This window comes from Corallococcus macrosporus DSM 14697 (genome assembly GCF_002305895.1).
GTDB classification, from domain to species: Bacteria; Myxococcota; Myxococcia; order Myxococcales; family Myxococcaceae; genus Myxococcus; species Myxococcus macrosporus.
In genome coordinates, this window is sequence record NZ_CP022203.1 from 8,478,755 (window position 1) to 8,500,067 (window position 21,313).

General features: G+C 73.2%; 18 protein-coding genes. 6 read left to right on the forward strand and 12 right to left on the reverse strand.

The window, feature by feature from the left end:
* Nucleotides 1-97: 97 nt before the first annotated feature.
* Nucleotides 98-2,677, reverse strand: a complete 2,580-nt coding sequence (locus MYMAC_RS34495) for a glycoside hydrolase family 15 protein (RefSeq protein WP_095961156.1) — start codon at nt 2,675-2,677, stop codon at nt 98-100.
* A 218-nt stretch (nt 2,678-2,895) separates the two neighbouring features.
* Between MYMAC_RS34495 and MYMAC_RS34500 the strand changes: the two genes are divergently transcribed.
* Nucleotides 2,896-3,423: a hypothetical protein gene (locus MYMAC_RS34500; RefSeq protein ID WP_095961157.1), complete on the forward strand. Its 528-nt coding sequence runs from the start codon at nt 2,896-2,898 to the stop codon at nt 3,421-3,423.
* Between the two features lie 3 nt (nt 3,424-3,426).
* Here MYMAC_RS34500 and MYMAC_RS34505 read toward each other — a convergent pair whose 3' ends face one another.
* The 5 genes from MYMAC_RS34505 to MYMAC_RS34525 form a co-directional block, all read right to left on the reverse strand.
* Nucleotides 3,427-4,770: a sensor histidine kinase gene (locus MYMAC_RS34505; RefSeq protein WP_095961158.1), complete on the reverse strand. Its 1,344-nt coding sequence runs from the start codon at nt 4,768-4,770 to the stop codon at nt 3,427-3,429.
* Nucleotides 4,767-6,188 carry a sigma-54-dependent transcriptional regulator gene (locus MYMAC_RS34510; RefSeq protein ID WP_204817221.1) on the reverse strand — a complete coding sequence of 474 codons (1,422 nt, stop codon included), beginning with the start codon at nt 6,186-6,188 and terminating at the stop codon, nt 4,767-4,769. The genes MYMAC_RS34505 and MYMAC_RS34510 overlap by 4 nt, the downstream gene beginning before the upstream one ends.
* 126 nt (nt 6,189-6,314) lie before the next feature.
* Nucleotides 6,315-6,992: an ABC transporter ATP-binding protein gene (locus tag MYMAC_RS34515; protein ID WP_095961159.1), complete on the reverse strand. Its 678-nt coding sequence runs from the start codon at nt 6,990-6,992 to the stop codon at nt 6,315-6,317.
* A gap of 56 nt (nt 6,993-7,048) precedes the next feature.
* The gene (locus MYMAC_RS34520; RefSeq protein WP_095961160.1) at nt 7,049-7,804 is read right to left on the reverse strand and encodes an ABC transporter ATP-binding protein; all 756 of its coding nucleotides are present in this window, start codon (nt 7,802-7,804) and stop codon (nt 7,049-7,051) included.
* The gene (locus tag MYMAC_RS34525; RefSeq protein ID WP_013937205.1) at nt 7,801-9,045 is read right to left on the reverse strand and encodes an efflux RND transporter periplasmic adaptor subunit; all 1,245 of its coding nucleotides are present in this window, start codon (nt 9,043-9,045) and stop codon (nt 7,801-7,803) included. The genes MYMAC_RS34520 and MYMAC_RS34525 overlap by 4 nt, the downstream gene beginning before the upstream one ends.
* Before the next feature lie 182 nt (nt 9,046-9,227).
* Here MYMAC_RS34525 and MYMAC_RS34530 point away from each other — a divergent pair, with 182 nt between their 5' ends.
* The 3 genes from MYMAC_RS34530 to MYMAC_RS34540 all read left to right on the forward strand — a co-directional run bounded on the left by MYMAC_RS34530 (nt 9,228) and on the right by MYMAC_RS34540 (nt 12,794).
* Nucleotides 9,228-10,796 (forward strand): AMP-binding protein, encoded by a 1,569-nt coding sequence (locus tag MYMAC_RS34530; RefSeq protein WP_095961161.1) that lies wholly within the window; start codon nt 9,228-9,230, stop codon nt 10,794-10,796.
* A gap of 88 nt (nt 10,797-10,884) precedes the next feature.
* Nucleotides 10,885-12,429, forward strand: a complete 1,545-nt coding sequence (locus MYMAC_RS34535) for an ATPase domain-containing protein (protein WP_095961162.1) — start codon at nt 10,885-10,887, stop codon at nt 12,427-12,429.
* Nucleotides 12,426-12,794 (forward strand): response regulator, encoded by a 369-nt coding sequence (locus tag MYMAC_RS34540; RefSeq protein ID WP_095961163.1) that lies wholly within the window; start codon nt 12,426-12,428, stop codon nt 12,792-12,794. Before MYMAC_RS34535 ends, MYMAC_RS34540 begins: the two co-directional genes overlap by 4 nt.
* On the opposite strand, the gene orn is transcribed toward MYMAC_RS34540, so the two are convergent.
* Genes orn through MYMAC_RS34565 form a run of 5 tightly spaced genes read right to left on the reverse strand, consistent with a single transcriptional unit; the run spans nt 12,791 to nt 16,459 of the window.
* Nucleotides 12,791-13,342, reverse strand: a complete 552-nt coding sequence (gene orn / locus MYMAC_RS34545; RefSeq protein ID WP_095961164.1) for an oligoribonuclease — start codon at nt 13,340-13,342, stop codon at nt 12,791-12,793. The two genes, MYMAC_RS34540 and orn, sit on opposite strands and share 4 nt — an antisense overlap.
* A gap of 27 nt (nt 13,343-13,369) precedes the next feature.
* A complete protein-coding gene (locus MYMAC_RS34550; protein WP_095961165.1) occupies nt 13,370-14,566 on the reverse strand; it encodes a bifunctional alpha/beta hydrolase/OsmC family protein in 1,197 nt (398 codons plus the stop codon).
* 3 nt (nt 14,567-14,569) lie between these two features.
* Entirely contained in the window at nt 14,570-15,022 is a 453-nt protein-coding gene (locus MYMAC_RS34555) for an archease (RefSeq protein ID WP_239989197.1), read from the reverse strand.
* Nucleotides 15,023-15,057: 35 nt separating this feature from the next.
* Nucleotides 15,058-15,750 carry a dienelactone hydrolase family protein gene (locus tag MYMAC_RS34560; RefSeq protein WP_095961167.1) on the reverse strand — a complete coding sequence of 231 codons (693 nt, stop codon included), beginning with the start codon at nt 15,748-15,750 and terminating at the stop codon, nt 15,058-15,060.
* 25 nt (nt 15,751-15,775) lie between these two features.
* The gene (locus tag MYMAC_RS34565) at nt 15,776-16,459 is read right to left on the reverse strand and encodes a phosphoribosyltransferase (RefSeq protein WP_095961168.1); all 684 of its coding nucleotides are present in this window, start codon (nt 16,457-16,459) and stop codon (nt 15,776-15,778) included.
* 135 nt (nt 16,460-16,594) lie between these two features.
* Here MYMAC_RS34565 and MYMAC_RS34570 point away from each other — a divergent pair, with 135 nt between their 5' ends.
* Nucleotides 16,595-17,500 (forward strand): ribose-phosphate diphosphokinase, encoded by a 906-nt coding sequence (locus MYMAC_RS34570; protein ID WP_095961169.1) that lies wholly within the window; start codon nt 16,595-16,597, stop codon nt 17,498-17,500.
* 137 nt (nt 17,501-17,637) lie between these two features.
* Nucleotides 17,638-18,390: an enoyl-CoA hydratase gene (locus MYMAC_RS34575; protein ID WP_095961170.1), complete on the forward strand. Its 753-nt coding sequence runs from the start codon at nt 17,638-17,640 to the stop codon at nt 18,388-18,390.
* A 66-nt stretch (nt 18,391-18,456) separates the two neighbouring features.
* On the opposite strand, the gene MYMAC_RS34580 is transcribed toward MYMAC_RS34575, so the two are convergent.
* Entirely contained in the window at nt 18,457-21,186 is a 2,730-nt protein-coding gene (locus tag MYMAC_RS34580; RefSeq protein ID WP_095961171.1) for a M1 family metallopeptidase, read from the reverse strand.
* Nucleotides 21,187-21,313 lie beyond the last annotated feature (127 nt).

Here is a 21,313-nt window from a genome sequence, read left to right on the forward strand (position 1 = left end):
CCGCCCGACGCTCAGGCCCCGCGGCGGCGCAGCGCCATGGCCAGCCCCGCGAAGGCCACGGTGCGCGGCCGCCCACCCGTCGCGCGCCGCGCGCCGCTCACGCCCCGCGGCGGCGCAGCGCCACGACCAGCCCCGCGAAGGCAACCACCAGCCACAGCGCCACCGCGCCCGGCCCCGTCGCGCTGCAGCCACCCCCGCCGCCGCCCACGTCTCCACCGTTGCCCGGCGGCGTGCCCGCGTCCGGCGTGCCCGTGCCCGCGTCGGGCTGCTGCGTGCCCGCGTCCGGCGTGCCCGTGCCCGCGTCGGGCTGCTTCGTCAGCGTGCGCTCGTCGAAGTACGCGCCACACGCCGGGTCATTCCCCCCGGCCGCGCGGTGCTCCAGCGCCAGCGCGTAGGCGCCCGCGCCAAAGCCCGCCATGGGCGTGTTGTACTTGTAGGTGCCGTTCACCTCGTCATACGTCTCCGCCACGGCCAGGTAGTTCATCAGCGACTGGTCCGTCACCCACTTCAGCACGCGGTCCGCGCGCGCCACGTCACCGCCCATGCGCCTGGCCACCGCGCCGCGCAGGCTGACGATGACCCACTCCGCGCTGTCGTACTCACCGCCCCAGGGGCTCAGGTCCGTGCCACCCGGGTGGTCATACCGGTCATCGTTGCGCTGCCAGCCCGCCCCCGCCGGCGAGGACAGGCGCAGGTCGAGTCCGCGGTAGGTCTCCCGCGCGATCTTCCCCGCCGGGTCGAACAGCTCGAAGGCGAACGCGTCGAACACCGCCGCGTCCCAGTAGCCGCGGCCCGTCTTCAGCTCCTCCAGGTTGGAGGCCAGCGCGAAGTTGCTGTCCGTCAGCGTCTCCGCCATCGCCCGGCGCAGGGACTCGCCCGCCTGGCGGTAGCGCTGCGCGCGCTCCGTGTCCCCCACCCGCTGCGCCAGCTCCGCCGCGTCACACAGGCCGCGCGCCGCCGTCAGGCTGGTGTACGTCCAGGAGCGCTGCCGCCCGTTCCAGTGCGTCTCCCAGATGGACGAGTCCGGCCGGATGAGCCCCGTCACCGGGTCGATGAGCGCCACCAGCGCGTCCCCCACCTTCGTGGACACCGTGGGCCACGTCTCGTCCACCAGCGTGGTGTCTCCCGTCGCCCGCTCGTAGTGCCGCAGCGCCCAGAGGAAGAGCCCGAAGCCGTCGAACTCGATGTTCGGCCCCGCCTCGTTGAAGTCCGTCTCCTCCACGCCGAAGCCGTGGTAGCGCGTGAGGGTGATGATGTACGGCGGCATCGAGTACGGCTCCAGCTCCCGCCAGTGCTGGAATCGGCCGCTGTCCGCGTTGAGGTAGTAGGATAGCGCGTCGCGCGCGTCGCGCTGCATGCCCAGCGTGGCCATGGCCGCCACCGAGTAGGCGCCGTCCCGAATCCAGGCATACGTCCACTGCCCGGGCGGGAGGCTCGCCAGCACCGCGCCGTAGCCCGCGTGACGCACCATGCCCGGCAGCGCCGCCGGCGAGCCATCCGGCGCCTTGAAGCGCGTGCGGCGCGGCTCACCATCCCGCGACAGCGACTCCCGCAGGTACACGTCGCGCGAGCGCACCTGCGCCATGTGCAGCACCACCGCCGAGTGCCGCAGCAGGGACTCCTCGTCCGCGGACATGCCCGCCGGCGCCTTCACCGTGTCCGTCTGGAACGCCGCCCACCGCGCCACCTCCGCGTCCACCAGCGCCTGGGCGCTGGACGTGCCCGCGTAGTCCGCCAGCCACTGCCGCACGGTGGCCCCGGCCTCGGGGTCGCCGTGGTGCGCGAAGGCCACGCCCACCCACCGCTCCGCGCCCGCCGGGAGGTCCCCCAGGTTGAACTGGTACGCCGTCGCCCAGCCCGTCCCCACAGACGGCTGCGCCGTGAAGTCCCGCAGGTCCTGCCCACCGCCGTTGTTCACCACGGTGTAGGCGTTCTGCGCGCCCGTCGCGCTGGACAGCCACGCCGACCTGCGCGCCACCGTGCCCAGCGGCCGCGCCACCACCACGCCCGCGAAGCCCTTCTCCACGAAGTCGTCGCCGCTCAACGACACCGTCTCGCCGTTCTCATCCAGGTCCGCCATCACGCCCGGCCGGCCGAAGCCCAGGTGGAAGTTGTGGAGCGAGAAGGCGCTCACGCCGGTGACGGGCGCCGTGCCGGTGTTGCGCACCCGCAGCGCCATGACGAAGGACGCGTGGGGCAGGCCCTGCGGCGCGAAGACGAACGTCGTCGCCTCCAGCGCCCCCACCCGCTGCACCAGCGTCCCCAGCCCCGTGCCCCCCGTCTTCTCCGCCGCCCACGCCGCGTAGCCGCTGGCGTCCCGGTCCGCCTCCAGCGTGCTGAGCCAGCGCTGCGTGCCCCCGGAGCGCAGGCCGAAGAACGCGTCGTAGAGCACGTCGCGGGCGTGAATCACCTTCGGGTGGCCGTGCTCGAAGACGTCATTGCCCGCCGCGTCGATGACGGGCTCCTCGGTGGCGAACAGGTGCTCGCGGAAGTGCGTCACCTTGCGCTGCTCCACGTCGAGCATCACCGCGCCATGCCCGTTGGACGAAGGCAGGCGCAGGAAGGAGCGTTGGATGGGGACCTCCGCGCGGGCGCTGGCGCCCACGGTGCACAGCAGCGCGAGCAGCCACGCGGGCCGCTGGCCGAGTCGGTGAGACAGGCGGGGGGTGGGAATCATGCGGCGGATTCTGGGGCCCTTCCCGCCCCAGGCCAACGGGTGTGAAACCACCTCTCTTGCCGACCTTCCTGGAAAAGGCTGTTTCAACTCGCGTTTCAGGCCGGACTCTGGCGCCTCCGCGCAACCGCCTGTCGCCACCCGTCTCCCAAGAAATGGGACTCATCACGTCCTGACTGGTGACGCGGCACCGGACCACCCATCGCCGCGCAGGGGACCACATGACTTCGCTCGCCCGGCCCGCGAGGCTGACCTGGAAGAGCTCCGGAACCTTCCTCCGCATCCTCCTGACGCAAGTGCTCTACGTGGCCCCGCTCTTCTGGTTCATGGAGCTGGCGCAGAACGTGGCGTGGCGGTGGATGAACGGGGACTGGGGCTGGGTGTTCCCCAGGTCGCCGTACCACTGGTTCTCCTTCGGGAGCCTCATCCTGTGGGCCGGCTGCGTGGCGCTGCTGTGGGGCCTGCACTACTTCTGGTTCTACCCGCGCAAGGTGAAGGTGTGGCCGCGCCTGGCCATTGGCGCCGCGGTGTGCTGGGTGGGGGAGTGGGTGGGCGGCTACGTCGCGGCCAACGTCTTCGACCACCCGCTCCAGGTGTGGCCCGGCTCACCGCTCGTCTACGTCCACTACAGCGCCCTCTTCTTCTGGGTGAGCAACTGCATCGTCTACCACCTGCTCACCATCGACGTGGTGGACCTCACGCCGGAGTACGACGCGCCTCCGGCCACGCCCCACGCGCAGGTGGCCTGAGCCTCACGCGCCCTGCGGCAGCTTCAAGCGCGCGCGGCAGCCCTTGCCCTCGGGGCGGTTCTCCAGGCGCAGGCTGCCGCCGTGGGCCTCCGCGATTTGCCGGCTGAGCGCCAGGCCAATGCCGCTGCCCTGGGGCCTGGTGGTGAAGAAGGGCACGAAGAGGTTGCCGGTGTCCGGCAGCCCCGGCCCCTCGTCCTCCACCCAGACCTCCACCGCGCCCGGTGACAGCACGGCCCAGGACACCCAGACGTCCCCCGCGCCCTCCGGCGCCGACAGCACCGCGTCCACCGCGTTGCGCACCAGGTTGATGAGGAGCTGCTCCAGCTGGTCCACGTCGGCCCGCACCACCAGGGCGGGCCCCGCGCGCACCCCCACCCTCCGGCGCTTCTCCAGCGCGGCCACCCGCCGCACCCACGCGTCCACCTCCACGCGCCCCAGCGTCGGAGGGGGCAGGCGCGCGAGGCTGGCGTAGGCGGACATGAAGCGCGCCAGGGACTGGGAGCGCCGGGCGACGACGCCCAGCCCGCTCTTCGCGTCCTCCTCCCAGTCCGACGGACGCGGCTGCATCAGCAGCGTGTCGCGCAGCGCCTCCGCGATGGAGCCGATGGGCGCCAGCGAGTTGTTGATTTCGTGGCTCAGCACCCGCACCAGCCGCCGCCAGGCCTCGCGCTCCTGCTCGCGCAGCGCCAGCCGCAGGTCCGCGAGCACCACCAGTTGGTGCGGCAGGCCGCCCTGCCGGAAGGAGCCCCGCCGCAGCTCGTAGGGGCCGCCCTCCTCCGCGAAGGTGCGCGTCAACCTGCGAGGCACCGGCCCCTCCAGCAGGTCCGTCAGGCCCAGGGCCCCCGCGCCCCTGCCCATCAACTGCGAGCGGGGCGCGCCCAGCAGCCGCTCGCCCGCGCGGTTCACCAGGCGCAGCGTGCCCGACACGTCGAAGGCCAGCACGCCGACGTCAATCTCCTCCATCACCTGCTGCAGGAGCGCGTCCGCCTCCACCACCCCCAGCCGCTGCTCGCGCAGGGTGGCCCCCAGCGCGTTCACCTCCAGCAGCACCTCGCCCAGCGCGTCACCGGCCCGCGCGCCACGGCCGCGCACGGAGTAGTCCCCCTCCCGCAGCGCGGCCAGCAGGTTGGCCACCGCGTGCAGCGGCCGCATCACCCGCTCGCGCACCAGCAGCCCCACGCCCAGGAAGGTGCCCACCACCAGGGACGTCAGCGTCCACTGCACCTTGGCGGAGAAGTCCCCCATCCACACCAGCACGAGCGCGGCCACCGAGCCCGGCAGGCCCGTGAGCCACGCGAGCCCCAGCACCTGCAGGTCATGCGGCGGTGGCGGGCGCCCCTCGCTCACCGAGCGCCCTTGATGCCGTAGTACTGGAGCCGCCGGTACAGCGCGCTGCGGGACAACCCCAGCCCCTTCGCCGCCTCGCTCACGTTGCCCTCATGCCGCGCCAGGGAGCGCTCGATGAGGTAGCGCTCCACCTCCTCCAGCGTCATCTCCTCCAGGCGCGCGGTGCCCTCGCGGCCGCCGCGCTTGAGCAGCAGGTCCTCCTGCGTCACCTCGTCCCCCGACGCCATCAGCATCGCGCGCTCCACCGCGTGCTCCAGCTCGCGCACGTTGCCCGGCCACGCGTAGGCCAGCAGCGCCTCCAGGGCCTCGGGCGACAACCGGACGTCGGGCCGGCCATACCGCCGGCCCTGCTCCGCCAGGAAGTGCGCGGCCAGCAGCGGGATGTCCTCGCGCCGCTCGCGCAGGGGCGGGAGCTGCAGCTCCACCGTGTTGAGGCGGTACAGCAGGTCCTCCCGGAAGCGCCCCTCCGTCACCGCGCGCGACAGCTCCACGTTGGTGGCGCTCACCACGCGCACGTCCACCCGCCGCGTCTTCGACGAGCCCACCGGGTGCAGCTCGCCCGTCTGGAGCACGCGCAGCAGCTTGGCCTGCTGCGACAGCGGCATGTTGCCAATCTCGTCCAGGAAGAGCGTGCCGCCGTCCGCCAGCTCGAAGCAGCCGATGCGGTCCGTCTTCGCGTCCGTGAAGGCGCCCTTCACGTGGCCGAACAGCTCGCTCTCGAAGACGCCCTCGGACAAGCCACCGGAGTTCACCGCGACGAAGGGCCGCTCCGAGCGCGTGGAGGCCGCGTGAATCAACCGCGCCACCACCTCCTTGCCCGTGCCGTGCTCGCCCGTCACCAGCACGTTGGCGCCGGACGGCGCCACCCGCTCGATGAGCCGCCGCACCGGCTGCATGGCGCGCGACTCGGACACCATGGCGAACTGGGCGCCCCGCCCCCGGCGCAGGTGCTGGTTCTCCTCCTCCAACCGGCGGCTGCGCTTCAGCGCCCGGCGCAGCTCCAACTGGGTGCGCAGCGTGGCCAGCAGGCGCGTGTTGTCCCAGGGCTTCTGCACATAGTCGCGCGCCCCGGCGCGCATGGCCTCCACCGCGCCCTCCACGCTGCCCCACGCCGTCATCACCACCACGGGGAGGGACGCGTCCAGCGCGCGGATGCGGCCCAGCAGGTCGATGCCCTCCTGCCCGGAGGTGGTGTCGCGCGCGTAGTTCAGGTCCATCAGGACCAGGTCCACGTCCTCGGCCTCCAGCGTGGCGAGCGCGCCGGCCGGCGACTGCGCGGTGACCACGACGAGCCCGTCGCGCTTGAGGAGCAGCCGCAGGGCCTCCAGGACGTCCGCCTGGTCATCCGCGACGAGGACGCAGGGAGGCCGCGCGGCGGCGCTGGGGGGATTCGGGGGAGCAGGCGTGGAGTCGGACACAGGGGGTACCGGGGGTGGAATGTGCCAGAAAGGGCCGGCGGTGGGCGCGGGGAGTGGGGGTGGCCACACGCCAAGGGCCCGCTCGCCCGCTGGGGCGAGCCGGGCCGTGGACGTCTCAAGGGGGGCTCACGCCTGCTGCAGCCAGCCGTCCGCGAGCTGGATGACGCGGTGGCCGTAGGCGGCGTTCGCCTCCGAGTGCGTCACCTGGATGATGGTGGCGCCGTCCCGGTTGAGGCCCTGGAAGACCTCCATGATTTCCTTCGCCTGCTTCGAGTGGAGGTTGCCCGTGGGCTCGTCCGCCAGCAGGACCTTGGGGTTGGCGATGAGCGCCCGGGCGATGCCCACGAGCTGCTGCTGCCCGCCGGAGAGCTGCGAGGGGAAGAGGTCCTTCTTCCCCACGAGCTGGAAGCGGTCCAGCATGTCGCCCACCAGGGCCTCGCGCTCGCCGCGCTTGAGGTCGCGGTAGGACAGCGGCACCTCCAGGTTCTCCGCCACCGTCAGGTTGTCCAGCAGGTGGTACTGCTGGAAGACGAAGCCGATGGTGCGCCGGGCGAGCTCGCCGCGCGCCTTCGGCTTCATCGCGTGCACCGGCTGGCCGTCCAGCAGGTACTCGCCCGTCCAGTCCACGTCCAGCATGCCCAGGATGGACAGCAGCGTGGACTTGCCCGCGCCGGAGGGCCCCATCAGCGTGACGAACTCGCCCGGCTGGATGTCCAGGTCGATGCGGCGCAGCACCCAGGCCCGTCCGCCCGCCAGGGGGTAGGACTTCTCGACGTTCCGCAGGGAGATGAGCGGTGAGGTCATGGCACTCTCGAAGGGTCCGCCCGCCCGCGGGGCCTGGCGGACATCCTGGCGTCCGCTCAGCGGCGCTGCTCGTCCTGGACGACGCGGCCGTCGAAGAGGCTCACCGTGCGCGTGGCCACGCGCGCGTGCGCCGGGTCGTGCGTCACCATGCAGATGGTGGCGCCGCCCTTGTGGAGCTCGGTGAGGAGCTGCATCACCGCCTCGCCGTTCTTCGAATCGAGGTTACCGGTGGGCTCGTCCGCCAGGAGGATGAGCGGGTCGCCCGCCACCGCGCGCGCCACCGCCACGCGCTGCTGCTGACCGCCGGAGAGCTGCCCCGGCATGTGCCGCGCGCGGTGCGCCATGCCCACCTTCTCCAGCGCGCGCTCCACCCGCTGCTTGCGCTCGGCGGCGGGCATGCCCCGGTACGTCAGCGGCAGCTCCACGTTCTCGAACACCGTCAGGTCGCCGATGAGGTTGAAGCTCTGGAAGATGAAGCCGATGTGCCGGTTGCGCACCAGCGCCCGGTCCGCCGCGGACAAGTCCAGCACGCTGCGCCCGTCCAGCATGTAGGCCCCGCGCGTCGCCGTGTCCAACAGCCCCAGCACCGCCAGCAGGGTGGACTTGCCGGAGCCCGACGGGCCGACAATCGCCACCCACTCCCCCTTGCGCACGTTGAGGTGGATGTTGGAGAGCGCGTGCGTCTCCACCTCCTCGGTCTCGAAGACCTTGGTCAGCCCGTCCAGGTGGATGAGCGCCTTGCCGGGCTCCGCGCCCTCCCGCGCCCCAGCGCCCTCGGGGGAAGCCTCTGCCTTCGTCTCGTTCGTCATCATCGCAGCCTCACCCGCTCCACCGCGTCCCACGCGGCCATGTCCGACAGCACCACTTGATCGCCTTCCTGGAGGCCCTGCAACACCTCCACCGCGTTCACCGAACCCCGGCCGAGCTGCACCGGCACGCGGACCGCTTCATCACTGCCCGGCATCAACCGGAAGAGCGCCATGGTGGCGCCCGGCTGCGCGCCCGCCGGGCGCCCCACCGACAGCACGTCACCCAGGCGCTCCAGCTCCACCGTCCCCTCCACCGTCAGGTCCGGCCGGGCGCCCCGGGGCAGCTCGGCGGGCAGCGACACCTCCACCCGCACCGTGCCCTGGCTGGCCGCGGGCGCCACCCGCGCCACCTGGCCCTCCACCACGCCGTTGCGGGTGTCCACCAGCGCCTTCAGCCCCGGCTGGATGTCGCGCGCCTGCGTCTCCGCGATGCGCAGCTCCGCCTTCAGCCGCTCCGGCTTCACCACCTTCGCCAGCAGCACGCCCGGCGTCACCCACTGGCCCAGCTCCAGCGGCAGGTCCTGGAGCACGCCGTCCTCGCCCGCCACCACCTTCATGGACTCCACCTGCGCGCGGCGGAAGCGGGCCACCGCCTCCAGCCGCTCCACCTGCCCCCGCAACGCGGCGAGCTGCTCCTTCATGCTGGAGGCCACGACCTGGAGCTTCCTCTCCTCCAGCGCCAGCCGGCGCTTCAGCTCGGCGGCCTTGTCGCGCGTCTGCCGCACCTCCAGGTCGCCGATGTGCGTCTGCTGGTGGAGGGCCTCGTTGGCCTCGGCGCGGCGCGCCGCGTCGGCGGACTCGCTGATGAGCGACGCCACCAGGGCCTCCTGGGCCAGCCGCTGCGTCTCCAGCTCCATGCGCACCTGGATGAGGTCCGCCTCCACGCTGGCCAACTGGCGCTCGGCCTCCAGTGCCTGGAGCTGCACGTCCGGGTTGGACAGCTCCATCAGGAGCGTGTCCGCCGTCACCGTGGCCCCGGGCCGCACGTGGATGCGCTCCACCCGGCCCGCCGTGTCCGCGGTGAGCCAGCGGATGTACTCCGGCACCAGCGTGCCCGCGCCCTTCACCTGCCGCACCATGGGCCCCCGCTTCACCGTGTCCAGCCACACCGAGGCCCGCTCCACCGTGGGCGCCGCCGGGCGCAGCCGCGACAGCCCCACCGTCACCGCCAGGAGCGCGCACGCGCCACCGACGGCGAGGACCCAGGGCTTGCGACGCGGCTTCTTGGCTTTGGGAATGTCCACGGCCCTGCCCAGAGCGAGGCGCGTGCCAAGGCCCTGTCACATCCCAACCCCCTGGAATTCCTCGGGGTTCGAGGGGCGTCTCCAGGGAGCGTGCCCACTTGCGGAAAGCGCCGTCCCAGAAGCGGACACCGGGCGGCAAGGGGTGGAGGCGCCCGGGGGCGCCGGCGCTAAGGTGCGCGCCCATGCCGGCCTCTCTCCTCGAAGTGTTCCTGGACCACGCGCACCGCGCGCCCGAGCGACCCCTGCTGACGTTCGAGCAGGAGCGCTTCACGTACGGACAGCTCGCCGCGCACGTCACGGCCTTCGCGCGGGGCCTCAAGCAGCGCGGGCTCCAGCCCGGCGAGCGGGTGGCGCTCTTCCTGGAGAACAGCGCCCGCTTCGCCATCGCCTACCTGGGCGTGCAGGCCGCGGGCGGCGTGGTGGTGCTGGTCAACACCGCCTACCGGCAGGTGGAGCTGGCCCACATCCTGTCCGACGCGGAGGTGTGCGGCTGCGTCACCGGCGCGGCGGGCGCCGCGGAGCTGGTGCCGCTGCGGGCCCAGCTCCCCTCGCTCCAGTGGCTCGTCATGGTGGAGCGCCCCGCCGCCGCGCTGCCGGAGCCGCTGGCCGAGGTCCCCTTCGACGCGCTGCTGGCGGAGGGCGCCGCCGCGTCCACGCCGCTGGCGCTGCCGCGTCCGGAGGAGCTGGCGGTGCTGGGCTACACCTCCGGCACCACCGGCCGCTCCAAGGGCGCCATGCTGCTGCACCGCAACCTGCGGGCCAACGTCCAGGCCGTCACCGAGGCGTGGCGCTGGACGGCGCAGGACAGGCTGCTGCTCACGCTGCCCCTGTTCCACACCCACGGCCTGATGGTGGGCCTGCACGGCACGCTGTTCGCCGGCGCCAGCGTGGACCTGCGCCGCCGCTTCAACGCCGCCGAGGCCCTGGCCGCGCTGCGGGACGACCCGTCGCTCACGATGTTCTTCGGCGTGCCCACCCTGTACAGCCGCCTGCTGGAGGAGGCCCGCGCGTCGGGCGTGAAGCCGCGCGCGCTGCGCCTGTGGGTGTCCGGCTCGGCGCCGCTCAGCCCCCAGCTCTTCGCGGACGTCGAGGCGGCGCTGGGCGCCCGCATCCTGGAGCGCTACGGGATGACGGAGACAATCATGAACACCACCAACCCCTTCGAGGGCGAGCGCCGCCCCGGCACCGTGGGCTTCCCCTACCCCGGCCAGGAGGCGCGCGTGGTGGACGTGCGCACGCGCCAGCCGCTGCCGCGCGGCGAGACGGGCGAAATCGAGGTGCGCGGCCCCCACGTCTTCGCCGGCTACTGGCGCCGCCAGGACGCCACCGCCGAGTCCTTCGACGCGGACGGGTGGTTCCGCACGGGCGACTTGGGAGATTTGGACGCGGACGGCTACCTGCGCATCACCGGGCGGGCGCGCGAGCTCATCATCAGCGGCGGCTTCAACGTGTACCCGCGCGAGGTGGAGGAGGTGCTCGCCATGCACCCGGGCGTGGCCGAGGTCGCGGTGCTGGGCCTGCCGGACGCGGACCTGGGCGAGCAGGTGGTGGCCGTGGTGGTGCCGCGCGCGGGGGGGATCCCGCCGGAGGCGCGGGCCCTGGTGGACTGGTGCAAGGACCGGCTCGCCAGCTTCAAGAAGCCGCGCCAGGTCGTCTTCACGGAGGCGCTGCCGCGCAACGCGCTGGGCAAGGTGCAGAAGCACCTCTTGCGCGCCTCGCTGGCGACACCTGGCCCGAGCGAGCCCCGGTGAGCGCCCGGTTCCGAACAGACGCCGCGCTATTGCGTGGCGTGCGCGCCTCGCTGGCCTAGGTTCGCGCCCAGGGCGGAAGGAGCATCGCGTGACGGACACCTCTGAGCGGCCGGACGAACCCGACGCGAGGGTCCCCAGCGGCGTGCCAGGGCTGGATGCGCTCCTGCGCGGCGGCTTCCTTCGCGGGGGCACGTACATCATCACGGGGGCGCCGGGGACGGGGAAGACCATCCTCGGCAACCAGTTCTGCTTCGCCACCGTGGCCCAGGGCGGCCGCGCCATCTACCTCACGGTCCTGGGGGAGTCCCACGCGCGGATGATGCTGCACCTGCGGAGCATGCGCTTCTTCCACAAGGAGGAGGTCGGCCGCGCGCTGAACTACGAGAGCGGCTCCGCCGCCCTCAAGGCGGAGGGGCTGGCGGGCCTGAGCCGGCTCATCTTCCGCGCGGTGCGCGAGCACGGCGCCACCGCGCTGGTGGTGGACGGGCTGGTGGCCATGGAGGAGCGCTCCGAGGATCCGCTGAGCTTCCGGGAGTTCCTCCATGGGCTGTGCGTCCACAACGCGCTGGCGGGCTGCACCACGCTGCTGCTCACCGGGCAGCGCGGCGACCCGACCGACCCCCGCTACGCCCTGGTGGACGGCGTCATCGCCCTGGCCCAGGAGCGCGTCGGCGTGAAGTCGGTGCGCGTGGCCGAGGTGACGAAGTTCCGCGGCGGCCCGCAGGTCCCCGGCCGGCACGGCGCCCAGATTACCGACGACGGCGTGTCCATCCATCCGCGCATCGAGGCCATCCACACGCGGCTGCCGGCGCGGGCGCCCGCGTTGGATGAGCGGCTCACCTTCGGCATCCGCGCGCTGGACGAGATGCTCAACGGCGGGCTGGTGCGGGACTCGTCCACGCTGGTCGCGGGCCCGCCCGGCAGCGGCAAGACGCTGCTGGGCCTGCACTTCCTGGCGGAGGGCGCGCGCCGGGACGAGCGCGGGCTGTACCTCGGCTTCGTGGAGACGCCGGACCGGCTCATCCACAAGGCGGAGCGGCTGGGCCTGGCGCTGGGCACGCACGTGAACGCGGGCCGCGTCCACCTGGTGTCCCGGGTGGCGGCGGAGACGATGCCGGACGCGCTGGCCGAGGAGCTGTTCGGCCTGGTGAAACGACACGGCATCCAGCGGCTGGTGCTGGACGGACTGGAGTCGTTCTGTCAGGAACTCACGGACCCCGAGCGCACGCCCCGCTTCCTCGCCGCCCTCATGCACGAACTGCTCAACCTGGGCGTCACCCCGCTGGCCACCCAGCAGACCCGCGCGCTCGCGGCGCCGGAGGCGGACGCGCGGCTGGGCATGGAGGCGCTCGTCGACAACGTCCTCGTGCTGCGGTTGGTGGCGCTGCGCTCGCGGCACTACCACATGCTCTGCGTGCTGAAGGCCCGGGAGAGCGACCATGACGCGGCCCAGCGCCTGTTCTCCCTGACGCCCCGGGGCATCGAGGTGGCGGCGGACAGCGAGAGCGCCGAGGCCCTCTTCACCGGGCAACCCAAGGCCCGGCCGGCGTCCACGCGGAAGCCGGAACGCAAGGCAGGGAAGAAACCGGCCCGGCGCGGCAAGCCGTCCCGGCGCGGGGGGCGTGGCGAATGAAGCGGCTTCTCATCGTGGACGACGAGCTGGCCATCGTCGAGGCGCTCCAGGACATCCTCTCCGTGGAGGGCTACGACATCGTCACCGCCTTCAACGGCGCGGAGGGCCTGCAGCGCCTGGCGGACGGGAAGCCGGACCTGGTGCTGCTGGACCTGATGATGCCCGTCATGGACGGCCGGGAGATGCTGCGCCGCATGCGCGACGACCCCAGCCTGCGAGGCATCCCCGTGGTGGTGATGAGCGCCGGCCGCATCTCCGACGAGGAGCGCCGCTCCAGCGCGCGCTTCCTCGCCAAGCCCTTCGAGCTGGACGTGCTGCTCGACACCATCGCCGAGCTGCTCGTCGAGCCCCAGCCCACCGCCTAGGCCGGCGTCCCGCGGAAGAGGGTGTCGCGGTAGTACTGCAGCTCCGAGATGCTGGCGCGCACGTCCGCCAGGGCGGTGTGTCCGCTGGGCGCCTTGCGCGGCTCCACCAGATTTGGATACCAGGCGCGCGTCAACACCTTGAGGCTCGTCACGTCCACCATGCGGTAGTGCAGGTAGCGCTCCAGCAGGGGCATGTAGCGAATCAGGAAGCGCCGGTCGGTGTGGATGGAGTTGCCGGCGAGGACGCCCTCCCCCAGGCCGCAGTGCTCGGTGACGAGCGCCATCACGTCCCGCTCCGCCACGCGCAGCGAGGTGGTGGAGGCGCGCACCTTCTCCAGCAGCCCGTTGCGGGTGTGCATCTCCCGGACGACGGGCTCCATGCGCAGCAGCACCTCCTCCGGCTGCCAGATGACGCGCTCAATCTCCGCCAGGGGCCGCAAATCCGGGCCGGTGATGATGACGCCCACCTCGATGATGGAACACGTCTCCGGGTCCAACCCGGTCATCTCCAGGTCCAGCCAGACGAAGCGCTGCTCACTCGAAATCATGCGGCGGACCCTACCAGCCCGGGGGCCTCATTGCTCCACGTCCGTGTGGACATCCACGTCCGAGGCCAGCGTCCGGTGCACCGGGCAGCGGTCCGCGATGGCCACCAGCGCCGCGCGCTGCGCGTCCGTCAGCGGGCCCTCCAGCCTCACCGTGCGCTGCAGCCGGTCCATCCGCCCGTCCTTCGCCTCGCACTCCGCGCACGCCTTCGCGTGCACCTTCTGGTGGCTCAGCCGCACGTGGACGTGCGCCAGCGGCCAGCCCTTGCGCGCCGCGTAGAGGCGCAGCGTCATCGCGGTGCACGCGCCCAGCGCGGCGGTCAGCAGTCCGTAGGGCGTGGGGCCGGTGTCCTCGCCGCCCACCGACAGCGGCTCGTCCGAGCGCAGCCGGTGGGCCCCCACGCGGATGTCCTGGGCGAAGCGGCCCTCGCCCGCCTCGTGGACCTCCACCACGCCCGGCGGCAGGGGCGCCTCGCGCTCCCGCACCGGCGTCACCTGCCGCGCGGCCCAGGCGCCCAGCACGTCGGCGGCGTAGCCCGCGTCCGCGTCGTGGGACAGGAAGTGGTCCGCGCCCTCCAGCAGCATCAGGCTGGCCGGACGGCGGGCCAGGGCCACCCACCGCCGGGCGTGCTCCAGCGGCACGTACCGGTCCTCGGGCGCGTGCAGGGCCAGCACCTCGCCCGGGAAGGCGCTGAGCGCGCGCCGCAGGTGCGCCTCGTCGATGGCCTGGAGGAAGCGGCGCGTGAGGCGCAGCCGGCCCGGCCCGAAGTCGAGCGTCCCCTCCCCCGCCTCCAGCGCGGCGGGCGGCAGCCGTTCATGGACGGGAGCGGCCCCCACCGGCGCGTTCACCAGCGCCAGCGCGGCCACCTCCGGCAACCGGGGCAACGCCGCGGCCGCGGCCGTGCCGCCCAGGCTGTGCCCCACCAGCAGGCGGGCCGGCGGGTAGCGCTCGCGCAGCCACGCCGCCGCGGCCACCACCGCCTCCACCGCGGGCACCGTGTCCGGCCGCACGCCGGAGGCCGCGGGCGCGGTGAAGTCCAGCGACAGCACCGCGAAGCCCCGCGCCACCAGCGCGTGCGCCAGGCGCGAGGGCGCGGGCGAGGCCCCCAGGCACGCGAAGCAGCCCACCCGCACCGCGCTGGCCACGGGCCTGCCCGGCGGCGAATCCAACCGGGCCGTCACCGCCGCTCCGTCCTCGCCCCGCAGCTCCACGTCCCGGGCGCCCATGCCTCACAGCTCCACTTCGCACTCGGCCGTCCAGAGCCCGTCCGCGCCCTGGCACACGCGCGTCCCCACCAGCGACACGCCCCGCACGTCCCGCGCGGAGGGGTGGCGCTCCCGGTCCCACGGTTCACCGAAGGCGTGGCCGAACAGGCGCGTGCCGTCCATGCGCACCGCGAAGCACCGGAAGAGCAGGTGGCGCGACGCCATCTTGTGGACGACGGCGCGCAGCCAGTCCGCCAGCAGCCGGTCCAGCTCCGTCGCCTCGCACACCAGCTCCGCCTCCTCGCGCACCTCCACCGCGTCGCGGTCCACCACCAGCGCGCACAGCGCCACCGCGGCCTGCTCGAAGGCCTCCTCCAGGGAGCGCCCTCGGCCGCGAACCCGGTGCTCCGGGCCCCTCGCGAGGTGCTCCCCCCAAGGCCTCGCCTCGCGCGGCGCTGACGCCTGCCCCGTCTCCATGACGCCTCCTTCGTTGGGATGTCCCGACGCCGCGTTCACGCGCGCGCCTCCACGCCGACGCCCCCGAGGAAGCGGAGGAACCACGCGGCCGCCAGGCGGGCCACCTGCTCCAGCGCGCCGGGCTCCTCGAAGAGGTGCGTGGCCCCGGGGATGATTTGGATGCCCTTCAAGCCCTCCAGCCGCGCGAGCGACGCTTCATTCAGCTCCAGCACGCCCACGTCCTGCCCACCGACGAGCAGCAGCGTGGGGGCCTGCACCCGCGGCAACACCGGCCCGGCCAGGTCGGGCCGCCCGCCGCGCGACACCACGGCGTGGATGAGGTCCGGGTGCAGGGCCGCCGCGACCAGCGCCGCCGCGGCGCCGGTGCTGGAGCCGAAGTAGCCCATGCGCAACGCGGCCAGCTCCGGCTGAGCCACCGCCCACTCCGTCACCGCCGCCAACCTGCGGGCGAGGAACGGGATGTCGAAGCGCAGCTCTCCGGTGCGCGCGTCCTCCCGCTCCTCCGCTTCGCCCAGCAGGTCGAACAGCAGCGTGGCCAGCCCCTGCGCGCGCAGCGCCCGCGCCACCGCGCGGTTGCGGGGACTGAAGCGGCTGCTGCCGCTGCCATGGGCGAAGACGACCAGGCCCCGCGCGCCGTCCGGGATGCCCAGGCTCCCCCCCAGCGTCACGTCACCCACCCGGACGCTCACCTCCCGGACGCCCGGCTCCACCTGTCCTGCCTGCCTCATGTCTTCCGTGCCTCCCTGTCTCGTGTCACATCCAGAAGCCGCCCAGGTCCGTGGACTCCAGCACCTCGCGCGGCTGCACCGGCTCGCGGGCGCGCACGAGCAACTGGCGCAGCTCCACGTCCGGCAACGGCCGGAAATCGTCGTAGGCCTCCGCGACGTCGCGCATGGCGGGCAGGACCTCCAGGCAGTGCACCGCGTCCGCCGCTGGCCGCACCCGGTCCAGCCCGTGCGGGGTGCCCACGGGGACGCCCAGCACCAGCCGGGCCGGGCGCCGCCGCCGCAGTGTCTGGAGCGCGGCCAGGGCCGTGGCGCCCGACACCAGCCCGTCATCCACCAGCAGCACGGTGCAGCCGCCGACCGCCGGCTCCGAGGTGCCCCGCAGCCGCTGGACCTGATTGTCCACTTCCGAAGCCTCCGCCCGCGCCAGGCTCCGCGCCTCCACCTCCGCCAGGCCCAGGGCCTGGAGCGCGTCCCGGTCCAGGGAGATGCCGCCGCCCTCCGACACCGCGCCCAGCACCGGCAGCCGGCCGGGCACGTCGATGCGGCGGGACACCCAGACGTCCAGCGGCGCCTCCAGCGCGTGCGCCACCTCGTACGCCACGCGCAGCCCGCCCCGCGCCAGGCCCAGCACGCGCACCTCGCCACCCCGGTAGGGCAACAGTCGCGCCGCCAGCCGGCGGCCCGCATCTGCTCGGTCCCGAAAGCGCATTGCGTCCTTCCTCCTCCCCACAAGGAAGTCATGGGGCGCGCGGCTGGCGGCGGAGGGCCGGGCGGGGGCCGTCCCGGAGGGATGGTCGCGGGGGGACCGCCGGGAGGGCGCAGTCCGCCCGGCAGGCGCGCTAGGGTGGCCCTCATGGACCCTGTCCTTCTTGTTGGCTCGGCCAGCCCCCACCTGGGACGCGCGCTCGGGCAAGCCCTGGGCGTGGCACCCGCGGACTGCCACTTCGAGCGCTTCCCCGACGGCGAGATGCACGTCGAGGTGCCCGAGCGGGTGCGCGGCCGCACCGTCGTCCTGGTGCAGTCCACCACGCCGCCCGCGGGCGAGCACCTGCTGGAGCTGCTGCTGATGGCGGACGCCTGCTGGCGCATGGGCGCCGCCCGGCTGGAGGCCGTGGTGCCCTACCTGGGCTACGCGCGGCAGGACCGGCGCGCCAGGCCCGGAGAGCCCCTGGGCGGACGGCTGGTGGCCGACCTGCTCTCACAGGGCCGCTTCGCGCGGGTGCTGGTGGTGGACCTGCACAGCCCCGCCCTGGAGGGCTGCTTCGGCGCGCCGCTGGAGCACCTCACCGCGCTGCCGCCGCTGGCGGACGCGCTGCGAGAGCACGTCACGGACACCTCCGTGGTGGTGGCTCCGGACCTGGGCGCGGTGAAGCGCGCGGAGGCCCTGGCCCGGCTGCTGGACCGGCCGTGGGCGGTGATTCACAAGGTGCGGCTGAGCGGCGACGAAGTGCACGCCAGCGGGCTGATGGGCGAGGTGCGCGGACGGCGCCCCATCCTGGTGGACGACATGGTGTCCACCGGCGGAACCCTGGCCGCGGCGGCGGGCACCCTGCGCGACGCAGGCTGTGTGGAGGACTTCACCGTGGCGACGACGCACGCCCTGCTGGTGGGCCCCGCGGTGGAGCGCCTGCGCAACCTGCCCCTCACCCGGCTGGTGAGCACCGATAGCGTGGAGCCCGTCCAGGGCCTGCCCTTCCAGCACCAGGTGGTGACGCTGGCGCCGCTGGTGGCCCGGGCGCTGCGGCCCTGACCGTCAGCGGACACTTCCGGGCGTCCGGGCCCGGAAGGGCGCCACGGAGTGACGGATACCTCGACAGGGCGGACAGCGCCCCCGGGGCCCCCATTCTCCCGCCCCAACGCATGGAGTCGGCTAGGCTCCCCGGCATCATGTCCGACACGCTGCTGACGAAGCTCGACTCGGGGGTCCTCACCCTCACCTTCAACCGGCCCGAGAAGAAGAACGCCTTCACGCATGCCATGTACGAGGCGGCCACCCACGCGCTGAAGGACGCGGAGGGCAACGTGGACGTGCGCGCGGTGCTGCTCACCGGCGCGGGCAACGGCTTCACCGCCGGCAACGACATTGGCGACTTCATGGAGCACCCGCCCGCGGGCGAGGACAGCGCCGTGTTCCGCTTCCTCCGCGCGCTGGTGGACGCGGACAAGCCGGTCCTCGCCGCGGTGGACGGCCCGGCGGTGGGCATTGGCACGACGATGCTGCTGCACTGTGACTACGTGGTGGCCACCGAGCGCGCGCGCTTCCACATGCCCTTCGTCCAGCTCGGGCTGTGCGCGGAGGGCGCCAGCAGCCTGCTCATCCCCCGGACGGCGGGCCTCGCGCTGGCCAGCGAGCTGCTGCTCTTCGGCGAGCCCTTCGACGCGGCCACGGCGCTGCGCGCGGGCATCATCAACAAGGTGGTGCCGGACGCCAGCCTCCAGCAGGTGGCCACCGAGCGCGCCACCACGCTGGCCTCCCGCCCGGCGGAGGCGGTGCGCGTGACGAAGCGGCTGATTCGCGAGCCCCTGCGCGCCCAGATTCGCGAGACGCTGGCCCGCGAGGGCGGCGAGTTCATCCAGCGCCTCCAGTCCGCCGAGGCGCAGGAGGCCTTCATGGCCTTCATGGCCCGCGGCCGGAAGTAGGCCCCGGACACCACCTCCGGGCCCGGCCACCCCGTGAGGGATGCCGGGCCCCGCCCTTCGAGGCGACTACCGCGGCGCCGGAGCCCGCGGCTTGAAGCCGGCCAGGAAGTGCTCGACGTTGGTCCCCTGGTCCTTCTTCAGCGCGATGCACTGGTCGATGATTTCCAGCACCTGCGCCAGCATCCGGGGGCCGCCCGGCGCCTTGGCGCTGCGCTCGGTGAAGAAGTCCGCCATCTCCTGGCGCTTGCCGGCGTCGCAGAAAGCGCGGCCGACGTAGGCCATGCGTCCGGCGGACTCGGCGGGCAGCAGCGCCTCGGGCGAGTCCCCCACCAGCCGCGCGTAGTGCTCCTTCACGAAGTCGAAGGCCACGTCCTGCGTGCGCAGGTTCTGCGAGGCCGCGAACGCCATCCACACCGTCTCACGCGGGTCCATGCCCTTCTCGAACACCAGGGCCAGGTTCTGCTTCACCAGCGCCGGGTCCGTGAAGCTGCTCAGCGCGCCGATGAGGTACTGGCGCGTGCGCCGGTCCTCCTCCGTACGCGCCGCCGCGACGAGCTGCTCCCGGAAGGCCACGTCATTCTGGCTGGCGGCGAGCGCGAGCACCACGTCCACCATCTCCGGCGCCACCGCGCGCTTGTCCGTCATCCACTTCTTCGCCAGCGCGCGCGCCTCCGCGAGCAGCTTGGGGTCCCTGCCGTCGCGGCCCGCCAGCCGCACCAGCCGCGGACGGAGCAGGCGCGTGTCCTCGCTCTCGCCCTTGCGCGGGGTGAAGCCCAGCTTCCGCGCCCGGGCGCCATACGTCTCACGCAGGAAGCGGGCCCGGTCCGCCAGTCGCTCATCCGGCAGCAGCCGGGAGCTGACCAGCTCCAGCAGGTCCAACGAGGCCAGCAGGACGACGCGGTCCGGCTCATTCGCCATGTATTCCGCGAGCTGCAGCACGTCGGAGGCGGCCAGCTTCCCGGACAGGGCCAGCGCGCGCACGTCCGTGAGGAACGTCACATGCTCGGTGCGCGACAACCGAGACCGCCCGAACCTCGACAGCTTCCCCGCCGTCTGGCCATCGAGCTGCATCCGGAAGTAGCCAGCGCCCTCCGCGTTGGGGAACACCCAGGCGGGGCACGTCTTCGCCTCGGTCAGGGGGACGTTCATCCGCTCCCCCTCCAGCAACGCGCAGGTGCGGCCCTCCTTGCCACCCGCTTCGTACTTCACGCACACCGGGACCTTCCACGTCTGCGGCCCCGGCGAACGGGTGCCCAGCTTGAGGTAGCGCTGCTGCTCCAGCACCACCGTCGCGCCCGACTCGTCACACGAGAGCGACGCCTTGACGAGCGGCGCGCCGCTCTGGTCCAGGAAGGTCCCCAGCATGCCCGTCACGTCCTTGCCGGACTCGGCGGACACGGCGTCCAGGAAGTCCTTCGCGGTGGCGTTGCCGCCCGCGTGCTTCTGGAAGTAGCGCTGGATGCCGCGGCGGAAGACGTCCCGGCCCAGCCACTCCTCCGTCATGCTGAGCACCGCGGAGCCCTTGCCGTAGGTGATGCCGTCGAAGGCGTTGTGGATGTCGTTGGCGCTCTCAATCGGCTGGCGGATGCGGCGCGCCGACACGAGGCTGTCCGCGTCCAGGGCCCGCGCGCGGTCATGCACGCGCTCCACGGCCGCGTCCCAGGCGGGGCGCCACGTCTCGACGATGCGCGGGGTCATCCACGAGGCGAAGGCCTCGTTGAGCCACAGGTCATCCCACCACTGCATGGTGACCAGGTTGCCGAACCACTGGTGCGCCAGCTCGTGCACCTGCGTGTCGGAGAAGGCGCGCTGACGGCCCAGCGAGTCCTCCTCCGGCTTCGCCAGGATGAGGCGCGAGTTGAACGTCACCAGGCCCGGGTGCTCCATGGCGCCGCCCAGCAGCGGCACCGCCAGCACGTCCAGCTTCTCGTACGGGTACGGGATGCCGAAGTAGTCCTCCAGCGCGGCGAGGATTTCCGGCGTCACCTGCGCCGCGTAGGTGCCCTCCACGGTGCGGCCGCGCGGGGTGATGATGCGCGTCTTCACCTTCTTCTGGCCCGCGTCCGCGGCCGGGAGGAAGTCGAAGGGCCCCACGCCGAAGGCGATGAGGTAGCTGGGCAGCGGCTGCGTGCGCGCGAAGCGGTAGGTGCGGCCACCGTCCGGGCGCGCCTCCTCCGACTCCTGCGGCGTGTTGGTGACGGCCACCACGCCCGCGGGCACGTGGAAGGTGAGCTGCCACGGCACCTTGAAGCCGGGCTCGTCGAAGGACGGGAAGACGCGGCGGGCGTCCACCGGCTCGAACTGGGTGTAGATGTACCAGTCCCCGCCTTCGTTGACGCGGAAGGCGCCGTCCGTCTCCTTCTCGGACGCGACGCCGTCATAGACGATGCGCAGCGCCGCCGGCCCCGTGGCCAGCGGCTTCGCCACCGGGAAGCCGAGGAAGTCCTCCTCGCCCTTCACCGGCGTGATGTCGAAGGACGCGCCGCCCTGCGTGAGCGTGGCCTTCTTCACGGTGAGGCTCTTGGCGTGCAGCCACACCACGGACGTGGGCTTCGTCACCTCGAGCGCGAGGTCCACCACGCCCTGGAACGCGGACACCTTCGGGTCCAGCGTGAGCTCCACCGTGTAGCCGGTGGGGCGCACCTCCGTGGGCAGGCGCAGCTTCGGTGACCGAGGCGCGGCGGTGGCGGCCTGGGCCGGGGGTGGCTCAGCGGTCGCGGGAGGATTCTTCCGGGCACTGCACGCACTGAGGAGGACGACAGCGGCCAGGGCCGCTGGACGGAGCAGACGGGGCATGGTGGCGCGCAGTGTGGCCCATGCCGGGCGAGCAAGGTAGCGCGCAACAGGCAGGTGTGGCCTTGCCGTCATCCCCACTTCGCGGTGGAGTGCGTCATGTGTCCCAGATTGCGCCTGCCGCCCCGCC

Bases quoted from the DNA above. Each gene is read 5' to 3' on its own strand.
- MYMAC_RS34565 (WP_095961168.1), bottom strand. From the start codon at position 16,459: ATGCGCTTTCGGGACCGAGCAGATGCGGGCCGCCGGCTGGCGGCGCGA.
- MYMAC_RS34530 (WP_095961161.1), top strand. From the start codon at position 9,228: ATGCCGGCCTCTCTCCTCGAAGTGTTCCTGGACCACGCGCACCGCGCG.
- MYMAC_RS34500 (WP_095961157.1), top strand. From the start codon at position 2,896: ATGACTTCGCTCGCCCGGCCCGCGAGGCTGACCTGGAAGAGCTCCGGA.
- MYMAC_RS34550 (WP_095961165.1), bottom strand. From the start codon at position 14,566: ATGGGCGCCCGGGACGTGGAGCTGCGGGGCGAGGACGGAGCGGCGGTG.
- MYMAC_RS34540 (WP_095961163.1), top strand. From the start codon at position 12,426: ATGAAGCGGCTTCTCATCGTGGACGACGAGCTGGCCATCGTCGAGGCG.
- MYMAC_RS34495 (WP_095961156.1), bottom strand. From the start codon at position 2,677: ATGATTCCCACCCCCCGCCTGTCTCACCGACTCGGCCAGCGGCCCGCG.
- orn (WP_095961164.1), bottom strand. From the start codon at position 13,342: ATGATTTCGAGTGAGCAGCGCTTCGTCTGGCTGGACCTGGAGATGACC.
- MYMAC_RS34560 (WP_095961167.1), bottom strand. From the start codon at position 15,750: ATGAGGCAGGCAGGACAGGTGGAGCCGGGCGTCCGGGAGGTGAGCGTC.
- MYMAC_RS34555 (WP_239989197.1), bottom strand. From the start codon at position 15,022: ATGGAGACGGGGCAGGCGTCAGCGCCGCGCGAGGCGAGGCCTTGGGGG.
- MYMAC_RS34580 (WP_095961171.1), bottom strand. From the start codon at position 21,186: ATGCCCCGTCTGCTCCGTCCAGCGGCCCTGGCCGCTGTCGTCCTCCTC.
- MYMAC_RS34575 (WP_095961170.1), top strand. From the start codon at position 17,638: ATGTCCGACACGCTGCTGACGAAGCTCGACTCGGGGGTCCTCACCCTC.
- MYMAC_RS34520 (WP_095961160.1), bottom strand. From the start codon at position 7,804: ATGATGACGAACGAGACGAAGGCAGAGGCTTCCCCCGAGGGCGCTGGG.
- MYMAC_RS34515 (WP_095961159.1), bottom strand. From the start codon at position 6,992: ATGACCTCACCGCTCATCTCCCTGCGGAACGTCGAGAAGTCCTACCCC.